Source organism: Janthinobacterium aestuarii (assembly GCF_046113285.1).
Classification (GTDB): domain Bacteria; phylum Pseudomonadota; class Gammaproteobacteria; order Burkholderiales; family Burkholderiaceae_D; genus Janthinobacterium.
Window position 1 is genome coordinate 48,726 of the sequence record NZ_CP142524.1, and the last position, 21,020, is coordinate 69,745.

18 protein-coding genes are annotated in these 21,020 nt (G+C 64.8%); 4 read left to right on the forward strand and 14 right to left on the reverse strand.

The annotated features are described in order from the left end of the window. Nucleotides 1-65: 65 nt before the first annotated feature. The 10 genes from ccoG to OX462_RS00260 form a co-directional block, all read right to left on the reverse strand. On the reverse strand, nt 66-1,448 hold the full coding sequence (ccoG, locus tag OX462_RS00215) for a cytochrome c oxidase accessory protein CcoG (protein ID WP_409027520.1): 1,383 nt from the start codon (nt 1,446-1,448) through the stop codon (nt 66-68). 4 nt (nt 1,449-1,452) lie between these two features. After that, nucleotides 1,453-2,373, reverse strand: coding sequence for a cytochrome-c oxidase, cbb3-type subunit III (gene ccoP, locus OX462_RS00220; RefSeq protein WP_099408213.1), 921 nt, complete (start codon nt 2,371-2,373; stop codon nt 1,453-1,455). Next, nucleotides 2,366-2,566, reverse strand: a complete 201-nt coding sequence (locus tag OX462_RS00225; RefSeq protein WP_070223255.1) for a cbb3-type cytochrome oxidase subunit 3 — start codon at nt 2,564-2,566, stop codon at nt 2,366-2,368. Before OX462_RS00225 ends, ccoP begins: the two co-directional genes overlap by 8 nt. 1 nt (nt 2,567) lies before the next feature. Further along, entirely contained in the window at nt 2,568-3,182 is a 615-nt protein-coding gene (gene ccoO, locus OX462_RS00230) for a cytochrome-c oxidase, cbb3-type subunit II (protein ID WP_070223252.1), read from the reverse strand. A 15-nt stretch (nt 3,183-3,197) separates the two neighbouring features. Then, on the reverse strand, nt 3,198-4,625 hold the full coding sequence (gene ccoN, locus OX462_RS00235; protein ID WP_046681775.1) for a cytochrome-c oxidase, cbb3-type subunit I: 1,428 nt from the start codon (nt 4,623-4,625) through the stop codon (nt 3,198-3,200). A gap of 228 nt (nt 4,626-4,853) precedes the next feature. Further along, nucleotides 4,854-5,030: a cbb3-type cytochrome oxidase assembly protein CcoS gene (gene ccoS, locus OX462_RS00240; protein WP_046681774.1), complete on the reverse strand. Its 177-nt coding sequence runs from the start codon at nt 5,028-5,030 to the stop codon at nt 4,854-4,856. A 2-nt stretch (nt 5,031-5,032) separates the two neighbouring features. Further along, entirely contained in the window at nt 5,033-7,462 is a 2,430-nt protein-coding gene (locus OX462_RS00245) for a heavy metal translocating P-type ATPase (protein ID WP_070312676.1), read from the reverse strand. A 22-nt stretch (nt 7,463-7,484) separates the two neighbouring features. Beyond that, the gene (locus OX462_RS00250; protein WP_409027521.1) at nt 7,485-8,255 is read right to left on the reverse strand and encodes a sulfite exporter TauE/SafE family protein; all 771 of its coding nucleotides are present in this window, start codon (nt 8,253-8,255) and stop codon (nt 7,485-7,487) included. A gap of 9 nt (nt 8,256-8,264) precedes the next feature. Next, complete coding sequence (gene hemN, locus OX462_RS00255) at nt 8,265-9,713, reverse strand: oxygen-independent coproporphyrinogen III oxidase (protein WP_099408217.1); 1,449 nt, start codon at nt 9,711-9,713, stop codon at nt 8,265-8,267. 25 nt (nt 9,714-9,738) lie between these two features. Then, on the reverse strand, nt 9,739-11,397 hold the full coding sequence (locus OX462_RS00260; protein WP_070223242.1) for a methyl-accepting chemotaxis protein: 1,659 nt from the start codon (nt 11,395-11,397) through the stop codon (nt 9,739-9,741). 264 nt (nt 11,398-11,661) lie between these two features. Between OX462_RS00260 and OX462_RS00265 the strand changes: the two genes are divergently transcribed. Then, entirely contained in the window at nt 11,662-12,879 is a 1,218-nt protein-coding gene (locus OX462_RS00265) for a DUF1444 domain-containing protein (protein WP_409027522.1), read from the forward strand. 10 nt (nt 12,880-12,889) lie between these two features. On the opposite strand, the gene OX462_RS00270 is transcribed toward OX462_RS00265, so the two are convergent. The 3 genes from OX462_RS00270 to OX462_RS00280 form a co-directional block, all read right to left on the reverse strand. Further along, nucleotides 12,890-14,971 (reverse strand): EAL domain-containing protein, encoded by a 2,082-nt coding sequence (locus tag OX462_RS00270; protein ID WP_409028790.1) that lies wholly within the window; start codon nt 14,969-14,971, stop codon nt 12,890-12,892. A 72-nt stretch (nt 14,972-15,043) separates the two neighbouring features. Beyond that, nucleotides 15,044-15,475, reverse strand: a complete 432-nt coding sequence (yiaA, locus tag OX462_RS00275; RefSeq protein WP_409027523.1) for an inner membrane protein YiaA — start codon at nt 15,473-15,475, stop codon at nt 15,044-15,046. Between the two features lie 84 nt (nt 15,476-15,559). Beyond that, entirely contained in the window at nt 15,560-16,507 is a 948-nt protein-coding gene (locus OX462_RS00280; RefSeq protein ID WP_409027524.1) for a DUF808 domain-containing protein, read from the reverse strand. A 181-nt stretch (nt 16,508-16,688) separates the two neighbouring features. Between OX462_RS00280 and OX462_RS00285 the strand changes: the two genes are divergently transcribed. The 3 genes from OX462_RS00285 to OX462_RS00295 all read left to right on the forward strand — a co-directional run bounded on the left by OX462_RS00285 (nt 16,689) and on the right by OX462_RS00295 (nt 19,797). Beyond that, entirely contained in the window at nt 16,689-17,330 is a 642-nt protein-coding gene (locus tag OX462_RS00285; protein ID WP_121670756.1) for a LysE family transporter, read from the forward strand. Nucleotides 17,331-17,433: 103 nt separating this feature from the next. Beyond that, nucleotides 17,434-19,185, forward strand: a complete 1,752-nt coding sequence (locus tag OX462_RS00290) for a DUF6600 domain-containing protein (protein WP_409027525.1) — start codon at nt 17,434-17,436, stop codon at nt 19,183-19,185. A gap of 315 nt (nt 19,186-19,500) precedes the next feature. After that, complete coding sequence (locus OX462_RS00295; protein WP_070257888.1) at nt 19,501-19,797, forward strand: DUF493 family protein; 297 nt, start codon at nt 19,501-19,503, stop codon at nt 19,795-19,797. Here the strand turns inward: OX462_RS00295 and OX462_RS00300 are convergent. Then, complete coding sequence (locus OX462_RS00300) at nt 19,790-20,989, reverse strand: multidrug effflux MFS transporter (protein WP_409027526.1); 1,200 nt, start codon at nt 20,987-20,989, stop codon at nt 19,790-19,792. The genes OX462_RS00295 and OX462_RS00300 overlap by 8 nt on opposite strands. Nucleotides 20,990-21,020: the final 31 nt, after the last annotated feature.

Genomic DNA, 21,020 nt, shown 5'->3' on the forward strand with positions numbered 1-21,020 from the left:
GATTGATGATACCCCTACGGCGAAATACCGGGGTCGGACCCGGAGGGGCCGACCCCAAATCAACATCACCGCGGCACGATGAACACCGCGCTTTCGCGCACATGCAGCGACGGGTCGTCCAGCGATTGCAATTCGATCGCAATCTTGTTCGAGCCCTTCTCGCCCACGCCGTGCGGCACGCGCAGGCGGATCGGCCAGCCCAGCGTTTCCGTCGGCTGCAAGGTCACTTCCTCGCGCGTCAGCAAGGTCAGGCCCGGCAAGCCGGAAGCGCTGATTTTGAAATGCTGGCTTTGCTCCGAGGTGTTCATGATCTGCAGACGATAGACGTTTTCGATCATGCCGTCTTCCACTTCGCGTCCCATCGAACCGCGGTCGCGGATCACGTCCATCTTCAGGGGCGTGCGCAGGGCCAGCGACGTACACACGGCGATGATGATCAGGGCCAGGATGGACGTGTAGATCAGCACGCGCGGGCGCATGGCGCGCTGGCGGATCTGCTTCGAATTGAAGTTGTTTTCCATCGCATGGTCGGTGCTGTAGCGTATCAGGCCACGCGGCCGCTCGACCTTGTCCATCACGGTGTTGCAGGCATCGACGCAGGCGGCGCAGCCGATGCATTCATACTGCAGGCCGTTGCGGATATCGATACCGGTCGGACACACCTGCACGCACAGGGTGCAATCGATGCAGTCGCCCAGCTTGTCGTTGTTGCCGGCCTTCTTGCTCATGGCGCCGCGTGGTTCGCCGCGCTTGGCATCGTAGGTGATGATCAGCGTGTCCTGGTCGAACATGGCGCTCTGGAAGCGCGCGTAGGGGCACATGTATTTGCACACCTGCTCGCGCAGCCAGCCCGCGTTGCCGTAGGTTGCCAGGCTGTAGAACAAGACCCAGAACCATTCCCAGGGACCGAAATTGAGGGTGGTTACTTCGCGCGCCAGTTCCTTGATCGGCGTGAAGTAGCCGACAAAGGTAAAGCCCGTCCACAGGGCGATGGCGCCCCATACCAGGTGCTTGGCCGTCTTCTTGAACGCCTTGCGCACGGAGGGGCCCTGCTTGTCGAGGGCCATGCGCGCGCTGCGCGTGCCCTCGATGCGGCGTTCGACCCACAGGAAGATTTCCGTGTATACCGTTTGCGGGCAAGAAAACCCGCACCACACCCGCCCGGCAATGGCCGTGACGAGGAATAACAAATACGCACAGATGATCAGCAGGGCCGCCAGATAGATGAAATCCTGGGGCCACAGCACGACGCCGAAAATGTAGAACTTGCGCGTGGTCAAATCGAACAGCAGGGCTTGCCTGCCATTCCAGGTCAACCACGGCAAGCCGTAGAACGCGAGCTGGGTAAGCCATACGCATACCCATCTCCAGGTAGCGTAGCGTCCTTTGGCCTCGCGAGGGTAGATTTGCTCGCGGGCCGCATACATCTTGATGACTTGAGGTTCCATTACATCATTTCACGGGCGTCTGGGGATTCGACAGGCTCCAGACATACGCCGACAGCACGTGTACCTTGGATTCGCCGAGGAAATCGCTGAAGGCCGGCATGGTGTTGCTGCGTCCCTTGCGCACGGTTTCCATGATGGTATCGGCGCTGCCGCCGTACAGCCACACCTTGTCCGTCAGGTTAGGCGCACCGAGCATCTGGTTGCCCTTTGCATCGGCGCCGTGACAGGCCATGCAGGCGCCGAACTTGGCCTTGCCCAGCACGGATTTGACAGGGTCCGAGGTGGAACCGGACAGGCTCAGCACGTAGTGGGCCACGTTCTCGACATCTTTTTCGGAACCGAGCGCGGCGCCCATCGGCGGCATCTGCCCATTGCGGCCGTGCATGATGGTGGTCTTGATGATGTCGGGATCGCCGCCATACAGCCAGTCCTTGTCCGTCAGGTTGGGGAAGCCCTTGTTGCCGCGGGCATCCGAACCGTGGCACTGCGCGCAGTAGGTCAGGAACAGACGCTGGCCGATGGCTTGCGCCTGCGGATCGGCCGCCACCGTCTTCAAGTCCTGGCTCAGGTACTTGTTGAACAGGGGGCCGTAGTCGGCTTCCGCCTTCTTCAGCTCTTCCTCGTACTGGCCCGTCGATTTCCAGCCCAGACTGCCGGCGTAGGTGCCCAGGCCCGGGTACAGGAACAGGTAGGCCAGCGCGAAGACGATGGTGATGTAGAACAGCCACATCCACCAGCGCGGCATCGGCGTGTTGAGTTCCTTCAAGTCCTCGTCCCACACGTGGCCCGTGGTGCCGTCGGCGGGGGCGCCGGCGGCCACTTTCACTTTCGACTGCGAGTACAGCAGCACGCCGCAGCCGATGATGCCCAGCAGGGACAGCACGACGATGTAGATATTCCAGAAGCCATTGGTAAAGTCAGCCATGGTTGCGCTCCCCTTGTGCCGGCGCGGCATCGGCCGGATAGTCGAGCGCCTCGTCGGCGAACGGCAGGCGTGCCGCCGCGTCGAAGTCGCCATTGCTGCGGCTGAACGTCCACCACAGGATGCCCACGAATGTCATAAAGGAAACCACCGTCATGACGCTGCTGGCGCTGTCAAACAGGTTTTCGATTGCCATGCTAATTCCTTGTTTTGATTAATGTACCGAGGCCTTGCAGATAGGCGACCAGGGCGTCTTCTTCCGTCTTGTCCTGCAGCTGCGCGGGGCCGGCGGCGATCTCTTCGTCGCTGTACGGCTGGCCCAGGCGTTTCAGGGCGCGCATCTTCGGCATGATGTCGTCAGGCACCAGCTTGGTCTTCGCCAGCCATGGGTAGGCCGGCATGTTCGACTCGGGCACCACGTCGCGCGGGTTGTTCAAGTGCGTGCGGTGCCATTCGTCGCTGTAGCGGGCGCCCACGCGGGCCAGATCCGGCCCCGTGCGCTTGGAACCCCACTGGAACGGGCGGTCGTAGACGAACTCGCCGGCGACCGAATAGTGGCCATAGCGTTCCGTTTCCGCGCGCAGCGGACGCACCATCTGCGAATGGCAGTTGTAGCAGCCTTCGCGCACGTAAATGTCGCGGCCCGCCAGGCGCAGCGGCGAATACGGCTTCAGGCCGGCGACGGGCTCCGTCGTGCTCTTCTGGAAGAACAGGGGGACGATCTCGACGGCGCCGCCGATGCTGATCACCACCGTGACCAGGGCGATCAGCAGCCAGGGGTTTTTCTCAATCCATGCATGTGAAAATTTCATTTGCTTTCGCTCCTATCAGGCGTGCGCCGCGTTCAGTTCCGGAATGCGGGCGACGGGGAGTTTGCTGCCGCGCAGAGTCATCCAGGTGTTGTAGCCCATGATGCACATACCCGACAGGTACAGCAGGCCGCCGGCCACGCGCACCACGTAGTACGGATACGTTGCTTTCACGCTCTCGACAAAGGTGTAGGTCAGGGTGCCGTCCGGATTGACCGCGCGCCACATCAGGCCCTGCATCACGCCGGCGATCCACATCGCGGCGATGTACAGCACGATGCCGATGGTGGCCACCCAGAAGTGCACGTCGACCAGGCGCGTGCTGTGCATCTGCGTGCGGCCCGCCAGGCGCGGCAGCAGGTAGTAGATCGAACCCATGGTGATGAAGCCCACCCAGCCCAGGGCGCCCGCATGCACGTGGGCAACGGTCCAGTCGGTGTAGTGCGACAGCGAGTTGATGGTCTTGATCGACATCATCGGACCTTCGAAGGTGGCGATGCCGTAGAACGACAGCGAGACGATCATGAATTTCAGGATCGGATCGGTGCGCAGCTTGTGCCAGGCGCCCGACAGGGTCATGATGCCGTTGATCATGCCGCCCCAGCTTGGTGCCAGCAGGACCAGCGAGAAGACCATGCCGATCGATTGCGTCCAGTCAGGCAATGCCGTGTAGTGCAGGTGATGCGGGCCCGCCCACATGTAGGTGAAGATCAGCGCCCAGAAGTGGACGATCGACAGACGGTACGAGTACACGGGGCGCTCGGCCTGTTTCGGGATGAAGTAGTAGACCATGCCCAGGTAGCCGGCGGTCAGGATGAAGCCCACCGCGTTATGGCCGTACCACCACTGGATCATGGCGTCCTGCACGCCCGCATACGCGGAATACGACTTGGTGAACGAGGCTGGCATGACGGCGCCATTGACCACGTGCAAAATCGTCACGGCCAGGATGTAGGCGCCGAAGAACCAGTTGGCCACATAGATGTGCTTGACCTTGCGCTTGATCAGGGTGCCGAAGAAGACGATGGCGTAGGCGATCCAGACGACGGCGATGAGGATGGCGATAGGCCATTCCAGCTCGGCGTATTCCTTGCCGCGGGTCAGGCCCATGGGCAGGCTGACGACCGCGCACAGGATTACCGCTTGCCAGCCCCAGAAGGTAAAGGCGGCCAGTTTGTCGGAAAACAGGCGCACCTGGCAGGTGCGTTGCACGACGTAGTACGAGGTGGCGAACAGGCCGCAGATGCCGAAGGCGAAAATCACCGCATTCGTGTGCAGCGGACGCAAGCGTCCGTATGTCAGCCATGGTATGTCGAGGTTCAGGGCAGGCCAGGCCAGCTGAGCGGCGATGATAACGCCAACCAGCATGCCGATGATGCCCCATACCACAGTAGCGACCGCGAATTGCTTCACGATCTTGTAGTTATAGTTCAGCGATTGATCCACAAAGACTCTCCCTGGAATTACTATTTATGATGGTGGCCAGAGAGTAAGTGTTTGACCGCGAAAAAACTTTGATGTGGATCAAAATTCCCCGGATGAAATAAGCGTAGCGAACTGGCATCGAAATAAAGTGATATTTCGATCAAAAAAGCCGTACAAGATCCCTGCAAAAAGGGCATGTGGAGCAGACGCGCCGGCCATGGCGTGCGGGACGCCGGCCGGGCGGTGAGGTCAGGGATGCGGTTCGCCGGGCGCCGGCTTGACCGTCGTATCGTCGTCCTGCAGCACGCGCAGGCCCGGTCCGACGAGGTCGTCGAACTGGCCGCTGTCCGAGGCCGTGAAATACACCCACAGGGCGATGAAGACGACCACGACGCTCAGGGGGATGAGGAGATACAGTGCTTCCATGTTCAGGCTTTCCGCAGGCGCAGGGCGTTGGCGATGACGACGGCCGAGCTGGCAGCCATGCCGACGCCGGACAGCCAGGGGTTCAAGAAGCCCAGCGCGGCGGCCGGGATGGCCGTCAGATTGTACAGCGTGGCCCAGCCCAGGTTCTCGCGGATGATGCGCATGCTGCGCGCGGCCGTCTTGGCCGTGTCGAGCACGGACACCAATTGGCTCGACAGCAGCACCGTGTCCGCATGCGCTTGCGCCAGCGCGGCGCCGGAACCCATGGCGAAGGATACGTCGGCACCGCTCAGCACGGCGGCGTCGTTGATGCCGTCGCCCACCATCGCCACCACGGCGCCCGTCGCCTGCAATTGCTGCACGAAATCGAGCTTTTCATCGGGCAGGCATTCGCCGCACGCCGTGGCGATGCCCAGCTCCGCCGCCACGCTTTGCGTCAGCGCTTCCTGGTCACCGCTCAGCAGCACGACTTGCTTGCCGTGCCGGTGGAAATACGCGACCACGTCGCGCGCTTCCGGGCGCAGCGCGTCGCTGAGCAGGAAACGCGTCAGCCAGCGCCCCTGCGTGCCCAGGTATAGCGGCGTCATGCCCTGCATGCCGACGGCCGTGTCACCCAGCGGCGGACCCGCGATGGCGGCGACAAAGGCCGCATTGCCCAGGCGGTAGCGCACGCCGTCGACGATGCCTTCGAGGCCCTGGCCCTGCACTTCCTGCAGGTTTTCCGCATGCGTGCGCGGTGTTTCTCCCGCTGCTGCCAGGATCGCCTGTGCCAGCGGATGGGCGCTGCCCGCCTCCAGCGCGGCGGCCACCTGCAGACAGTCGTCTTCCGTCATGCCGTCCAGGCCCTCGATCTGTTTCAGCACGGGCCGGCCCAGGGTCAATGTCCCCGTCTTGTCGAAGACGATGTGGGTGGCGCGGTGCAGGGTTTCCAGCACGTGCGGCTGGACGATCAGCACGCCGCGCCGCAGCAGGCTGTCGGTGGCGGCCGCCAGCGCCGTCGGCGTGGCGAGAGACAGCGCGCACGGGCACGACACGACCAGCACGGCGATGGCCACGGGCCAGGCCTGCGACGGGTCGTGCCAGCTCCAGAAGGCGAACACGGCGACGGCAAACAGCAGCAGGCCCAGCACGAACCAGGCGGCGACCTTGTCGGCCCACTGCGCGATCTGCGGCTTGCCGCTGCCGGCCCGCTCGATCAGCTTCAACAGGTCGGACAAGGTGCTTTCGCGCGCCGGTTTCAGTACGCGCAAGATCAGTGCCGCGCTGGCATTGATTGCGCCGCCCGGCACCCGCTCGCCCAGTTTGCGGCGCTGCGCCGCGCTCTCGCCCGTCAGCAGCGATAAATCGAGCGCGCTCGTGCCTTCGATGATGACGCTGTCGGCGGCGATCGCCTCGCCCGGCTTGACCAGGATGATGTCACCGACGGCCAGGCTGCCGGCCGGCACCAGGGTGGTGGCGCGGTTGTCCGGAAAGCCCGCCATCAGCGAGGCGGACGCGGGCAAGGCATGCTGCAAGCGCTCGAGGGCCGAGGCAGCCTTGCGGCGCGCCTGCAGCTCGAAATAGCGGCTGCACAGCAGCAGAAAAATGAACATCGTGGCCGAGTCGTAATACACCTCGCCGCGGCCCGTAAAGGTTGCCACCACGCTGCCGAAGAACGCTGCCAGGATGCCCAGCGCCACGGGCACGTCCATGCCCAGGGTGCGCGCGCGCAGGCTGGCCCAGGCGCCCTGGAAAAACGGCATGGCCGAATAGCAGATGGCGGGCAGGGTCAAGAGCAGGCTGGCCCAGCGCATCAGGCTGGCCATATTGTCGTCCAGCGTGCCGTCTTCGGCCGCCAGGTAGGCGGGTGCCACGTACATCATCACCTGCATCATCGACAGGCCGGCCACGAACAGCTGGCGGCCCAGCGTCTTGCTGGCTTTTTGCAGGCGTTCGCCATGGCGCACGGCATCATACGGATAGGCCGTGTAACCGACTTGCCGCACGGCTTGCAGGATGTCGCCCGGCTCGCACTGCGCGCGGCTCCAGCGCACGTACAGGCGCTCCGTGGCGACGTTCAGGCTGGCCGCCTGCACGCCGGGCAGGCGCGTCAATTGACGTTCGATCAGCCAGACGCAGGCGGCGCAGCGGATGCCTTCGACAGACAGGGTCGCTTCGCAGCTGCTGGCGTCGCGCGCGAATTGCGCGTCGTCATTGCTGTACAAACGCAGTTCGGGCGGCACCATGGTGGCGTCAGCCGCGTTGACGGCGTATTCGTCGCGGTCGCGGTAGTAGGCGCTCTGGCCGATGTCGACGATGGTTTGCGCCACCGCTTCGCAGCCGGGGCAGCACATGGCGCGCGGCACGTCGTCGATGGTGACGTGCCAGCTCGAGCCGCTGGGCACGGGCAAGCCGCAATGGAAGCAGGCGGAGGGTTGTAAAACTGCATTCATAAGTTTGTTTTCATGCGTCTTTTCATGGATGGCCCGTGACGCACAGGGCGTCGAGCCAGCCCAGCGAGACGCCATTCGCTGCGCGCAGCAGGCCCAGCAAGCCAAAGCCCAGCACCAGCACGCCGCTGGCGATGCGCACGGGGCGGCGCTGCATCTGTGCGCGCAGGCGCGTGCCCAGCAGTCCCATGCCCAGCAGGGTGGGCAGGGTGCCCAGGCCGAAGGCGGCCATCGTGGCCGCGCCGCTCAGGGCCGAGCCTTGCATCATGGCCGTCAGCAGGGCGCTGTAGACCATGCCGCACGGCACCCAGCCCCACAGGCCGCCCACGGCCAGGGCCTTGAACGGCGTATCCATGGGCATCAGCGGTTTCAGCAGGGGGCGCACGCGGCGCCAGACGACGTTGCCCGCCGCTTCCAGGCGGGCCAGGCCGCGCCAGGCATCCATCAGGTACAGGCCCAACGCCACCAGCATCAGGTTGGCCAGCCAGTAGCCGGCCACTTGCAGTGACGCCATGTGCAGCATGCCCGCGCCGGCGAGGCTGCCGGCCAGGGCGCCAGCCAGCATGTAGCTGCCTATGCGCCCGCCGTTGTAGGCCAGCACGCGCAGCACATTGGCCTGCACGGTTGTCTGCAATGCCGGGCGCGCCACGGCGATGGCGATCACGGGGCGCGCTGGCGCGGAAGCGGCACCGCCGCTGATCGACAGGGCGCCCACGATGCCGCCGCACATGCCGATGCAGTGCACGCTGCCGGCCAGGCCGACCAGGAACATGGGCACGAGGCTGAGGGCGTCCATCGGGCGGTGTTACACCGTTTTCGAGTAGCGCAGCGGCTGCACCGCGTCCGGCGCCGCGTTGGCGCGCGCCATGGTCAGGTAGCGGTCGAAAACCATGCAGATATTGCGGATCAGCAAGCGCCCTTTCGGCGTCACCGTCAGCCAGTCTTCCTCGATGACGAGCAAGCCGTCACGCGCCAGTTCGCGCAGCTTTTCCAGTTCCGTGGCGAAGTAGCTGCGGAACTTGACGGGGTGCGCCTGCTCGATGGTGGCGATCGACAATTCGAAATTGCACATCAGCATCTGGATGATGATACGGCGTAATAAATCGTCCGTATCGAGCTTGATGCCGCGCGCGATCGGCAGCACGCCTTCGTCGAGCTTTTCATAGTACGCGTCGAGCGTCTTTTCATTCTGGCTGTAGACGGCGCCGACGGAACTGATGGCCGACACGCCGCAGGCGATCAGGTCCGCTTCCGCGCGCGTGGAATAGCCCTGGAAATTGCGGTGCAAGCGGCCCTGGCGCTGCGCCACGGCCAGGTCGTCCGTCGGCTTGGCGAAATGGTCCATGCCGATGTAGACATAGCCGGCGGCCGTCAGGCGCGCGATGCACAGGCCCAGCATGGCCAGCTTGGTGGCGCTGTCGGGCATGTCGGCGTCGAGGATGCGGCGCTGCGGCTTGAACAGGTGCGGCATGTGCGCGTAGTGGTACAGGGCGATGCGGTCGGGGCTGGCGTTGATCACCTTGCGCAAGGTTTCCGTCATCGTGTCCAGGTTTTGCTTGGGCAGGCCGTAGATCAGGTCGATGCTGATCGAGCGGAAACCGGCGTCGCGCGCCGCCTGCATGATGGCCACCGTTTCCGCTTCCGGCTGGATGCGGTTGACGGCTTTTTGCACGTCCGCGTCGAAATCCTGCACGCCCAGGCTGATGCGATTAAAGCCTTGCGCGCGCAGGGAAAACACGCGCTCGCGCGACACGGTGCGCGGGTCGATTTCGATCGAATATTCGCCGTCTTCATCGGCAGCGAACTCGAAATGCTGGCGCAGGTGCGCCATCAGCTCGTCCATCTGCTTTTCGCTCAGGTAGGTGGGCGTGCCGCCGCCGAAGTGCAATTGCTCGATCTGGTTCATGCCGGCAAACAGCTTGCCCTGCATGGCGATTTCCTGTTTCAGGTAGCTGAGGTAGGTGGCGGCCTTGCTGCGGTCTTTCGTGATGATCTTGTTGCAGGCGCAGTAGTAGCAAAGGGTGTCGCAGAACGGCACGTGCACGTACAGCGACAGCGGACGGCGGCCGCCGCGCATGCGCAGGGCGGCCAGCGCTTCGAGGAAATTGCCGTAGCCAAAGTCGGCACTGAAACGGTCGGCGGTCGGATACGACGTGTAGCGGGGGCCGGACTGGCTCATCTTGCCGATGATGACCGGGTCGAATTCGACGACGGCGTCCAGGTCGGCGGAAGCACTGCTGAGGAGTGTAGGCATGATGTGTTTTGATGTCTTGAAAGGTTTAGGCGGCCAGGCGTTTCATGGCGGGTTTGCCGGCGTTCGCGGCGCCGCCCTTGCCGCCGGGCATGGCGACGCGGCGCGGTGGCGGCATCTTGCCGAAATTGAACAGGCTCACGGCTTGCGACAGGCTGGCTGCTTCTTCCGCCAGGCGCGTGGCGGCCGCGGCGGCTTCTTCCACCAGGGCCGCGTTCTGCTGCGTCACCTGGTCCATGTGGGCGATGGCCTGGTTGACCTGGTCGACGCCGATGCTCTGCTCGCGCGAGGCGATGGAAATTTCCTGCATGATGGCCGTCACCTGCTTGACGGAGCTGACCACCTGCTCCATGGTGGCGCCCGCGCGGTTCACCTGCAGCATGCCGGCGCCCACCTTGCCGACGGAAATTTCGATCAGTTGCTTGATGTCCTTGGCCGCCACGGACGAGCGCTGCGCCAGGTTGCGCACTTCGCCCGCCACCACGGCAAAGCCCCTGCCCTGCTCGCCGGCGCGCGCCGCTTCCACGGCCGCGTTCAGGGCCAGGATGTTGGTCTGGAAGGCGATGCCTTCGATCAGGCCGATGATGTCGACGATCTTCTTTGACGAGGTGTTGATGTCGTCCATGGTGGTGATCACTTCGGAAACGATCTCGCCGCCCTGCACCGCCACTTTCGAGGCGGCCACGGCCAGTTCATTCGCCTGCACCGAGTTGTCCGCGTTCTGTTTCACGGTCGACGAGAATTCCTCGATGCTCGACGCCGTCTCTTCCAGGCTGGCCGCCTGCGATTCCGTACGGCCCGACAGGTCCATATTGCCGACGGCGATTTGCTTGGTGGCCACGGCCATGGTTTCCACGTTGATGCGCACGTCGCGGATGGTGGCGATCAGGTTGCTGTTCATCTGTTGCAGGGCGCGCAGCAGCTGGCCCATTTCATCCGTGCTGTCCGTTTCAAAACTGCCCGACAGGTCGCCGGCGGCAATGGCCCGCGCGCCGTTCAGGGCCTTGCCCAGCGGCTTGAGCACGGACATGCGCAAGGTGTACCAGAGGAAGACGTTGATCAGGAAACCGAACAGGGTGGCGCCGAAGATGGCGTAATTGGTGATCTTGCCGCCGCTGGCGAACAGGCTGATGATGCACACCAGCAGCTGCAGGCAGTTGACGATGGAGGTGGCGGCCCAGATGCGCAGGTTGAGCGACATGTGCGTCAGGTTGTGCAGCAGGTGCGCCAGGCCCGGGCGCACGATCTGGCCATGCTTGATGACGATGTTGCCGCCTTCCTTGTTGCGGATGGCCGCGTAGGCTTCCTCGGCCGCCTTGACCTGGTCCTTGTCTGCCTTCACGCGCACCGACATGTAGCCGATGGTCTTGCCCGCTTCGCGGATGGGCGTGACATTGGCGCGCACCCAGTAAAAATCGCCGTTCTTGCAGCGGTTCTTGACCAGGCCCGTCCAAGGTGTGCCGGCCTGGATCGACGCCCACAGGTCGGCAAACGCCTCGGCCGGCATGTCCGGGTGGCGCACGATGTTCTGGGGCGAACCGAGCAGCTCTGCCTCGCTGAAGCCGCTGACCTGGCTGAAGTACGGATTCACGTAGACGATATTGCCGTTCATATCCGTTTTCGACACGATGGCCTGGTCGTCCTGGACGAGGACTTCACGGTTAGTCACTGGCAAATTTTGTCGCATGGTCGCGGCTTCCTGGTCGGTTAAATGAGCAATTGGTAAGTAAGACTTGCACGATTGCAAGAATGGAGATCAGTGTAAGGAGTCGCCTGCGCAAATTTATTGATGTAGATCAAAATCCTCCAGATTGGCTCGGGTAATTTGCCGCAGCTCTCAAGCCAGTCCCATTTCGTCCCGGCAGCTTTCCGTTTATAGTGCCAAATTGGCTATTTCTTTTGCTAATTGGCACTATTTGCCTTGGCGGCTTTCTTTGGATTCAGGAGACCCATGGGTTTATTCGATTTTTTCCGCAGCCCTCCCTCGCGCGATGCCTTTGCGCAGCTCGTCCTGCGGCAGATCGTCCAGGATGGCCTGGCATCCGACAGCCGCTATGAACGGGAACAGTTTCGCATCGTGTCGGGCAGCGACGACGGGCATGTTTTCAATCTGGACAATGCCTACCGCGACTATTGCGCCGCGCCGCGCAAGCAGCGTGCACACGTCGTGCAGCACTACCTGAGCATCTACTCGGCTCCCGGCGTGCCATCCAGCTTTGCCGACGCCCGCGCCAGCCTGATGCCCGTACTGCGCAGCCGCCGGCAGGGCGACCATCTGCGCCTGCTGGCGCAGACCGAGCCGCAGCGTCCTGCATTTGCCACGGCCTGCCAGGACTTCAGCGAGGATGCGGTCGTCATGCTGGCCTACGATACGGAAGCGAATATGGCCACCATCGGCCAGGCTACGCTGGCGCAGTGGGGCGTGACGTTCGAACAGGCGCTGGCGGCGGCCATGGACAATTTGCGTGACCGCACGGCGCACAGTTTCGTCGCGTTGGGCAACGGCTTGCTGCTGGGCGACTGGAACGACGCCTATGATTCTTCGCGCCTGTTGCTGCCGGACTTGCTGTACCGCGCCTGCGAAGGCGGCGAACCGCTGGTGATGGTGCCCACGCGCGGCCGCTTCCTGCTGGCGTCGTCGCACCATGCGGCAGGACAGCTGGCCATGGTGGCTCTGGCCGACCAACTGGCGCGCGACGAGGGGCGGCAGGTCTCGACCGCCCTGTATGGCGTGCGGGACGGGAAAATCGTCGCCTGCGAACCGGCCGATGCGGCCGTCGCCACGGCGCTGCGGCGTTTCCAGACGATCGTGCGCGCCGATCTCTACAACCAACAGAAGGAAGAGTGGGAGCAACTCAACACGAGCACGGGCGAAGATGTCTTCGTCGCCAGCTGCCTGCTGATCGAACGGCAGCCGGGCGAGCGCGTCGTTTCCGTGAGCAGCTGGGCCCGCGACGTGCATACCTTGCTGCCGCGCACCGATGTCGTGGCGCTCGAGGTGCGCGACGAGCATGGCGAGCGCAGCGGCAGCAAGCTGCTGGCGTGGGACGAGGCGCAAGCCATCGGCGGCGGCCTGATGGAGCAAATCGATTGCTACCCGGTGCGCTACCGCGTGCGCGCGTTTCCCGATGCGCAGTGCGTGGCGGCGGCGCCGGCCTGCGAGCTCTGAAGCCTGGCCGCTAATCCACGCCCGCCGTCAGCGGCCGCAAGCCGCCCACGGCGTAGCCTTGCGCATAGTCGATGCCCAGCTCGCGGATGACGGCCAGGGTGGCTTCGTCTTCCACGTATTCGGCCACCGTTTGCAGGCCCATCACGTGGCCCACTTCATTGATGGCCTTGACCATGGCGCGGTTGATGGCGTTGGTGGCGATGTCGCGCACGAAGACGCCGTCGATCTTCAGATAGTCGACGGGCAGGGCCTTCAGGTAGCCGAATGAGGAAAAGCCGCTGCCGAAGTCGTCGAGCGAGAAGCGGCAGCCCATGGCCTTGAGCTGGCGCATGAATACTTGCGCCTTGGGCAGGTTGGCGATGACGGCCGTTTCCGTGATTTCAAAACAGATTTGCTCGGGCGCAATCGCGAATTGCACGAACTGCTCGGTAATGTAGTCGTGCAAGCCCGTGTCAGCCAGCGACATGCCCGACAGGTTGACGGAATACAGGGCCGGTGCGCGGCGCCGGCTTTCGGCCAGCGCCTCGAGCGGCGGCAGGCTGTCGCGCACGCTTTCGATATGCGCGCAGACGGCGCGGATGACCCAGCGGTCGATGGGCAGCATCATGTCGTAGCGTTCGGCGGCGGGAATGAAGGCGCCGGGCAGTATCAGGTCGCCCTTGCTGTTGCGGATACGGATCAGCACTTCGTCGTGGTGTTCCTCGCGGTCGTGCAGGTGCACGATGGGCATGGCGTACAGGCGGAAATAATCGTGTGCGAACGCTTCGTTCAGACGCGAAATCCACAGCATTTCGCCGTGCCGCTGCGCCAGCATGACGTCCGATTCCTGGTAGACATGGATGCGGTTGCGGCCCTGCTCCTTGGCCAGGTAGCACGCCTGGTCGGCAGCGCTCAGCAGCTCGCTCATGGACTTGCTGTCCTGGTTGATTTCCACGATGCCGATGCTCACGCCCAGCTCGAAGCTGCGGTTATCCCAGGCGAAGCGGAAATCGCGGATGGACTGGCGCAGCTGTTCGCCGATCTGCCGCGCGTGATCGAGCGGGCAGTGGGGCAGCAGCACGCCCAGTTCGTCGCCGCCCAGGCGCGCCAGGATGTCGCTGTCGCGCATGCGCCCCTGCAGCATCTTGGCCAGCAGCTGCAGCAGCACGTCGCCGGCGCCGTGGCCGCAGGTGTCGTTGATGACCTTGAACTGGTCCAGATCCAGGTACAGCAGCGCATGTGTGTGGCCGTCCTGCTTGGCCGTGTGCAGGGTGCCGGCCACCAGATGTTCGAATTCGCGCCGGTTGATCAGGCCCGTCAGGGCGTCGTGCGTGGCTTGCCACGACAGCTGCTGGCTCAGCTTGCGTTCGTGGCTGACGTCGCGAAACACGACGACGGCACCGAGGACCTCGCCGTCGCGCGACCAGATGGGCGCGGCCGAGTCTTCCACGGCGATATGCCGCCCTTCGCGCGTGACCAGCTGCGCATGCGTGGAAATGCCGATGGCCTGGCGCTGGCGCAAGCACTTGATGGCCACGTGTTCGAGCGGCGCACCCGTGTGTTCATCGACGAGCTTGAGGGTTTCCCAGATGTCCAGGCCCTGCGCCAGCTCGTTGCTCCAGCCCGTCAATTGCTCGGCCACCCGGTTCAGGTAGCGCGTCTTGCCCTGAGGATCGGTGGTGATGACGCCATCGCCGATGGAGCTGAGCGTCACTTCGGCCAGTTCCTTGCTTTCGGCGATCAGAAGTTCGCGCTCCATGTGCTCGGTGATATCCCAGATGATGCCCAGGGTGCGTTCGGGATGCCCGTCGGCATCCATGAAAATTTGCGCCTTGGCCGCCAGCCAATGTTCGCTGCCGTCGGGCCAGACGACGCGGTATTGCAGGGCGTAGCCTTCGCGCCGGCGCACGCCGTCCTGCAGCACGGTCATGACCTTGTCGCGGTCGCTGGCGCGCACGCAGTCGAGAAAGGCGCGAAATGGCTGCGTCAGCGCGCGTTCTTCCAGGCCCAGCAAGGCAGCGCCCTTGGCCGACCAGCTGACCGTGCCGTCGATGACCTGGCCATCGACGATGCGCGAATCCCAGATGGCCATGTGCGCCGCCTCCAGTGCCATCTGCAAACGTTTCTGCTGGTCGCCCATCATCCCCTCCCGACATGGATACGGAGATAGACGGGGCGGTGGCGTTTAAGTTCCCGGCACGTCCTGCGGCGCGAGCGGCGTGGCGCGCGCCACGTCGCGCACGTTCTTTTGCACGGCCACGGCGGCGAAAAGGCTGAGTAAAAACGCCATGGCATAGAACCCTTTTTCGCTGTTTTGCAGGGTGGCGTTCCACAGGCCCACCGTCAGCAGCAGCAAGGCCAGCAGCACGGAAATCCAGCACAGGCCAAAGTAAATCCCCGTCACGGCGATGCCTTCGGCGCGGTCGCGCACGGATTTCTGCAGCGAGATGGCGGCGAACAGGCCGTACACGAGAATCGTGAAGTAATAGCCCTTCTCGTTGAGGGCCATGCTGGCGTTCCACAGGCCGGACAGGTAAGTGACGATGCCGATCAGCAATGCCGCCCAGGAAGCGCCGATAAAGGCGCTGCTGGGGCGTGGGGCGGGGGAAGTCTGCATAAGGTCTCCATGGGCAGCGGGCGCCGCCGGCATGGCCGGGGCGGCAGGCACGGATGCGCCTGCCGCCTCATCAGACCAGAAAGTTTATTTGCTTGGCTTGATCATGCGCAACAAAGCGGACACGGCGGTGACGCCGGCCAGCACCAGGCCGCCGGCGATCAGGCCGGCCACCGCATTGATCAGGCTGGGCGTGACGGCGGCCAGCACGGGGCCGATGCCGGCCACGCTGCCCACCGCTTCTTCCGCATGGTGCAGCATGGCGCTGGCCCACGGCCAGCCGTGCGTCAGGATGCCGCCGCCGACCATGAACATGGCCAGCGTGCCCACGACGGACAGGAATTTCATCAGTTTCGGCGCCGCCGACACGAGCATGCGGCCCAAGCCGCGCACGCCATCCATCAGCGCGCCGGCACCCTTGCGCGCGGACAAATAAAAGCCCGCGTCATCGAGCTTGACGATGCCGGCCACCAGGCCGTACACGCCCACCGTCATGATGATGGCAATGCCGATGACGACGGCCACCTGCTCGGCAAAGGTGGCCGCGGCCACAGTGCCCAGCGCGATGACGATGATTTCCGCCGATAAAATAAAATCGGTGCGGATGGCGCCCTTGATCTTGTCCTTTTCCAGGGCGACGAGGTCGACCTGCGGGTCGCGCAGCGCCTGCGCCAGCTCGGCCTTGTGGCTGTCGTCCGGATGCAGGTATTTATGGGCAATCTTTTCGAAGCCCTCGAAGCACAGATAGGCGCCGCCCACCATCAGCAATGGCGTGATGGCCCACGGCGCAAACGCGCTGATGGCCAGCGCGGCGGGCACGAGGATGGCCTTGTTCTTCAGCGAACCGACGGCGACGGCCCAGACGACGGGCAGTTCGCGTTCGGCGCGCACGCCGGCCACTTGCTGCGCGTTCAGGGCCAGGTCGTCGCCGAGCACGCCGGCCGTCTTCTTGGCGGCCACCTTGGTCATCAGGGAAACGTCATCGAGGATGCTGGCGATGTCGTCAAGCAGGGCCAGCAGGCTGGAGCCGGCCATCTCAGCGCGCTCCCATGGCGGTGGCAGGGAGTCGTGGAGCGAAGAAAGTGTTGTTTTTCATGATGTTATTCTTGGTTGTACGGCAAGGAAGTGTGTGACTGCGATCTTACCTCAGGGCGGGCCGGCAAGGCCGCACTGCGCGGGTTAAAATTGCTCATCATCACCATTTTTGGGACACCGCATGCACTTCGCCACCTGGATCACGTTTGTCATCGCCGCTTCCATCATCGCCGTCTCGCCCGGCTCGGGCGCCGTGCTGTCGATGTCGCACGGCCTGTCGTACGGGGTCAGAAAGGCCAGCGCGACGATTCTGGGCCTGCAGCTGGGGCTGCTGGTGGTGCTGGGCATCGCCGGCGCCGGCGTCGGTTCCCTGCTGCTGGCCTCGGAAGTGGCGTTCAATATCGTCAAGACGGTGGGCGCCCTGTACCTGATCTATTTGGGCCTGTCGCAATGGCGCGCCAAGGTGGCCGTCACGGGCGACCTGCATGCCGACGCCGTGGTGCCTTCCATGGGCCGGCGCGTGCTGACGGGCTTTCTGACCAACGTGACTAACCCGAAAGGCATCATTTTCATGGTGGCGGTGTTGCCGCAATTTATCAGCCCGGCAGCGCCGCTGCTGCCGCAGCTGCTGATCCTGGCCGTCACCATGTGTACGATCGATCAGATCGTCATGCACAGCTACGCCTTCCTGGCTTCCTCGATGCAGCGCTTTTTCCGCGATGCGCGCGCCGTGAAAAAGCAGAACCGCTTCTTTGGCGGCTTGCTGATAGCCGTCGGCGCGGCCCTGTTCTTCGTCAAGCGGGGCAGCCAGGCGGCAACCTGAACGAAGTCAATATGCAAACATTTGTAAGCCCGCTTGCGAGGTCCGTCGAATGCGGATGTAATCGGTGGCAATCATCCCTGTAAGTCCTGCCTGGAGCGCTGCCATGCGTCCGACCCTGACCCTCCCCTTCCTGCGCACCGTGTGCGCCGCGCTGCTGTCGTCGGCGTGCGCCTTCGCCCTGGCGCAGGACCCGCCCGCCCGCGTGGGCCGCATTTCCACCGTCGAAGGGCAAGTGCTGGTGCGCGCCGGCGATGGCGACGCGCAAAACGCCCTCTTGAACTGGCCCGTCACGACGGATAACCGCTTGAGCACCCTGCGCGGTGCGCTGGCCGAATTTCGCGTGGGGGCGGCCGCCGTGCGCCTCGATGGCGATTCCGAGCTGGAAGTGAGCGAACTCGATGACGACAGTTTCAAGCTGCACCTCAGCTATGGCACGGTCAGCGTGCGCGTGCGCAACCCGGACGCGCTGCGCGGCTTCGAGCTGACCACGGCCCAGGCCCGCGTGATCCTGACCCAGCCGGGCTGGGTGCGCATCGAGGCGGGGCGCCAGCCCGGCACCAGCGTCGTCAGCGTGCTCGACGGCGCGGCCGATGTGGATGGCGCGACGGGCAGCGTGACCTTGCGTGCCGGCAAGCGCGCCGAGTTGACGGACGAAGAATTGCGCACGGGCGCGGTGCAGCGCGTGGCGTTCGACCACTGGCCCGAAGCCTTGCCCGCCGCCGCGCCGGCCTTGCGCTATGTCACGGACGATACCACCGGCTATGAAGAGCTGGACCGCTACGGCGCCTGGCAGGAAGACGCGCAATACGGGCCCCTGTGGCTGCCGAGCAGCGTGCCGGCCGGCTGGGCACCGTACAGCGACGGGCGCTGGACGTGGATCGCGCCGTGGGGCTGGACCTGGGTCGACAATGCGCCGTGGGGCTATGCGCCCTCGCACTACGGCCGCTGGGTGCTGCTGGGCCACCGCTGGGGCTGGGCGCCGGGCCGCGAGCGCGTGCGCGCGCCCTGGGCGCCGGCCCTGGTGGGCTGGGTCGGCGGCAACCATTGGCAGCAGCACGGCCAGCGGCCGGGGCCCGGTATCGGCTGGTTCCCCCTGTCGCCGCACGACCGCTACGTGCCCGGCTACCGCGCCAGCGCGGACTATGAACGCCGCATCAACCGCGTGGCCGAGGGGCGCCGTTTCGTGGCGGGCGAACGCGAACGGCGCGAAGGCATGACCATGCTGCCGGGCGAGCGTTTTGGCGCCTCGCGCACGGTCGACGTGCCGCGCCGCAACCGCACCACCATGCCGCCGCCCGTCATGCAAAGCTTGCCGCTGAGCACGGCGCCCGCGCCGGCCGGCAACTGGCAGCGTCCCGTTGAGGCGCCGCGCGGCGACCGGGAGCCCCGGCGCGACTGGGGCAGCCGCCCTGGCCGCCTGCAGACGGACGACGGCCAGACGCACCTGGCGCCGCATCCGATGCAGCCGAACCGCCCGCCCGTGCCGGCCCAGCCGCAGCAGCCCCCCATGCCGGCGCAGCCCGTGATGCCGGCGATGCCGGTCTTGCCACCGGTGCATGACCATGTGGCCCGTCCCGGCTGGCGTGGCGAGGAGCGGCCCCGCGCCGACTGGCCCCGCGCCGAGCGTGGCCCCCGCCGCGAGGTGCTGCAGACGGCGCCGCCGCCCTCCCTGCCTGCGCCGCCGCCCGTGGCACAGCCGCGCCCTGCGCCGCCGATGCCGGCCCCTGCCGCCCGTCCGCCCCAGGAAGCGCGCAGCGCCGAGCGTCCCAATCCGCCCCGTGAACGCAACATTGAGCGCAACAACGAGCGCGGCGGTCCCGGCCGCAATGGCCGGATGCAGGAAGCGGAGCGCTGACGGCCGTGCCGTCTGTCGCGCCGTATCGACGTTCAAGCCGCGAAATGCGCAGTTCGTCACATACCGGAGGTAAAGCTGCCGTGGTTTGGCTACAGTACGGCCACTGCTTATCCTCCAAGTGACAGCATCGACTTTTCCGGCTATTTTGTCCAAACGAAATAGTTTTCGCCAGCTTACCCAGCTGGCTTTTTTTTTCCGCGCCCCTGGGGCCATGGCGGCCGGCGCAGGCGCTGCCAAAGTTGGCTACAATACGCCTTTATGCAGCCGCCGCGCGATAAGCGCTGCCTGTTCTGACCGGCACTGATTGGATTTCCCATGCAAACCACCCCACCGACCGAAGTGACGATTCCTCCCAGCGAATCGCTGATCGAATATCCGAGCGACTTTCCCATCAAGATCATGGGCCCGACGCATGTCGATTTCGCGCCGACCATGCTCGAGCTGGTCATCAGCCACGATCCGACCTTCCATGCGGGCCGCATGGAAGAGCGTCCATCGGGCAAGGGCAATTACACGGGCCTGACCGTGACCGTGCGCGCCATCAGCCGCGAGCAGCTCGACGCCCTGTACATGGCGCTGTCGGGCCACCCGATGGTCAAGATCGTCATGTAAGGCTGGCTGCCGCCACGCTGGCCCGGCTCTTCGTGAGCAGCCAGACGGCGGCAAAGGCGCCGCTGGCCGCCGCCGTCACCCACAGCAGCGGTTTTTCGCTGCCGTCCGTGATGGCGGCGATGACGGCGCCGCAGGCGGCCGTGATGGCCATCTGCACGAAGAAGAACAGGCCCGAGGCGCTGCCCGCCTGGGCGCCATACGGCTGCAGCACGGCCAGCTGGCAGGCGGGAATCGCCATGCCTACCGACACCATCACCAGCAGCATGGGCGCCACCAGCGACGCCACATGCTGCGGCGCCAACGTACCCGCCAGCAACAGGCTGGCCGCCCCCGCCACATTCAGCAGCACAGCCACGCCCAGCATGTGATCGGCGCCCAGGCGCGGTCCCAGCGCGCGGAACAGGCTCGACCCCGCGATATAGCCGCTCACCGTCAGCCCGAACACCAGCGCATACGCGCCAGGCGACAGGTGCATGCCCCTTTGCAGCAGCACGGACGATTCCGCGATGAAGGGGAAATACGTGCAATACACGCAGCCGATGGCCAGCGCATAGCGCAGGAAATATCTGTCGCCCAGCAGGCGGTAGTACAGCGCCAGGGTATTGCCCTGTGGTACGACGCTGGCCGGCTTGGTTTCCGGCACCCAGGCGGCGATCAGCCACAGCGACAGCGCACCCAGCAGGCACAGCACGCCAAATACGGCGCGCCAGCCGAATGCCGCGTCGAGCACGCTGCCGGCCAGCGGCGCCAGGATCGGCGACAAACCCATCGCCATCGATATTCTGCCCAGCATGCGCGCCTGCGTGGCGGGGTCGAAGCGGTCGCGCACCATGACCCGGCCGATGATGGTGCCGCTGCAGCCGCCGAACGCCTGCAGCACGCGTGCGGCGATCAGCACGTGCACATCGCTGGTGAAGGTGCAGACGATGCTGGCGAGCACAAAAATGCCCGTGCCGGCCAGCAGCACGGGTCGGCGTCCGTAGCGGTCGGCCAGCGGTCCGCAGGCGAGCATCGAGGCGGCGGAGCCGGCCATGAACAGGCTCAGGGTCAGTTGTAACTGGGCATCGCTGGCATGCAGGGCATCGGCCATGGCCGGCAGCGAAGGGAGATAGATGTCGATGCTGATGCGCGACAGGCAGACCAGCAGCAGCACGATGCCGCCCCAGGCCCATAAAGCGATGTGTTTCTGCATTGTTTTATACGATCCTTGCAAACGTGCGCCC

Excerpts from the sequence above, each read along its gene's own strand:
- ccoG (WP_409027520.1), bottom strand. The coding sequence starts at position 1,448 with ATGGAACCTCAAGTCATCAAGATGTATGCGGCCCGCGAGCAAATCTAC.
- ccoP (WP_099408213.1), bottom strand. The coding sequence starts at position 2,373 with ATGGCTGACTTTACCAATGGCTTCTGGAATATCTACATCGTCGTGCTG.
- OX462_RS00225 (WP_070223255.1), bottom strand. The coding sequence starts at position 2,566 with ATGGCAATCGAAAACCTGTTTGACAGCGCCAGCAGCGTCATGACGGTG.
- ccoO (WP_070223252.1), bottom strand. The coding sequence starts at position 3,182 with ATGAAATTTTCACATGCATGGATTGAGAAAAACCCCTGGCTGCTGATC.
- ccoS (WP_046681774.1), bottom strand. The coding sequence starts at position 5,030 with ATGGAAGCACTGTATCTCCTCATCCCCCTGAGCGTCGTGGTCGTCTTC.
- OX462_RS00245 (WP_070312676.1), bottom strand. The coding sequence starts at position 7,462 with ATGAATGCAGTTTTACAACCCTCCGCCTGCTTCCATTGCGGCTTGCCC.
- OX462_RS00250 (WP_409027521.1), bottom strand. The coding sequence starts at position 8,255 with ATGGACGCCCTCAGCCTCGTGCCCATGTTCCTGGTCGGCCTGGCCGGC.
- hemN (WP_099408217.1), bottom strand. The coding sequence starts at position 9,713 with ATGCCTACACTCCTCAGCAGTGCTTCCGCCGACCTGGACGCCGTCGTC.
- OX462_RS00260 (WP_070223242.1), bottom strand. The coding sequence starts at position 11,397 with ATGCGACAAAATTTGCCAGTGACTAACCGTGAAGTCCTCGTCCAGGAC.
- OX462_RS00265 (WP_409027522.1), top strand. The coding sequence starts at position 11,662 with ATGGGTTTATTCGATTTTTTCCGCAGCCCTCCCTCGCGCGATGCCTTT.
- OX462_RS00270 (WP_409028790.1), bottom strand. The coding sequence starts at position 14,971 with ATGGCACTGGAGGCGGCGCACATGGCCATCTGGGATTCGCGCATCGTC.
- yiaA (WP_409027523.1), bottom strand. The coding sequence starts at position 15,475 with ATGCAGACTTCCCCCGCCCCACGCCCCAGCAGCGCCTTTATCGGCGCT.
- OX462_RS00280 (WP_409027524.1), bottom strand. The coding sequence starts at position 16,507 with ATGGCCGGCTCCAGCCTGCTGGCCCTGCTTGACGACATCGCCAGCATC.
- OX462_RS00285 (WP_121670756.1), top strand. The coding sequence starts at position 16,689 with ATGCACTTCGCCACCTGGATCACGTTTGTCATCGCCGCTTCCATCATC.
- OX462_RS00290 (WP_409027525.1), top strand. The coding sequence starts at position 17,434 with ATGCGTCCGACCCTGACCCTCCCCTTCCTGCGCACCGTGTGCGCCGCG.
- OX462_RS00295 (WP_070257888.1), top strand. The coding sequence starts at position 19,501 with ATGCAAACCACCCCACCGACCGAAGTGACGATTCCTCCCAGCGAATCG.
- OX462_RS00300 (WP_409027526.1), bottom strand. The coding sequence starts at position 20,989 with ATGCAGAAACACATCGCTTTATGGGCCTGGGGCGGCATCGTGCTGCTG.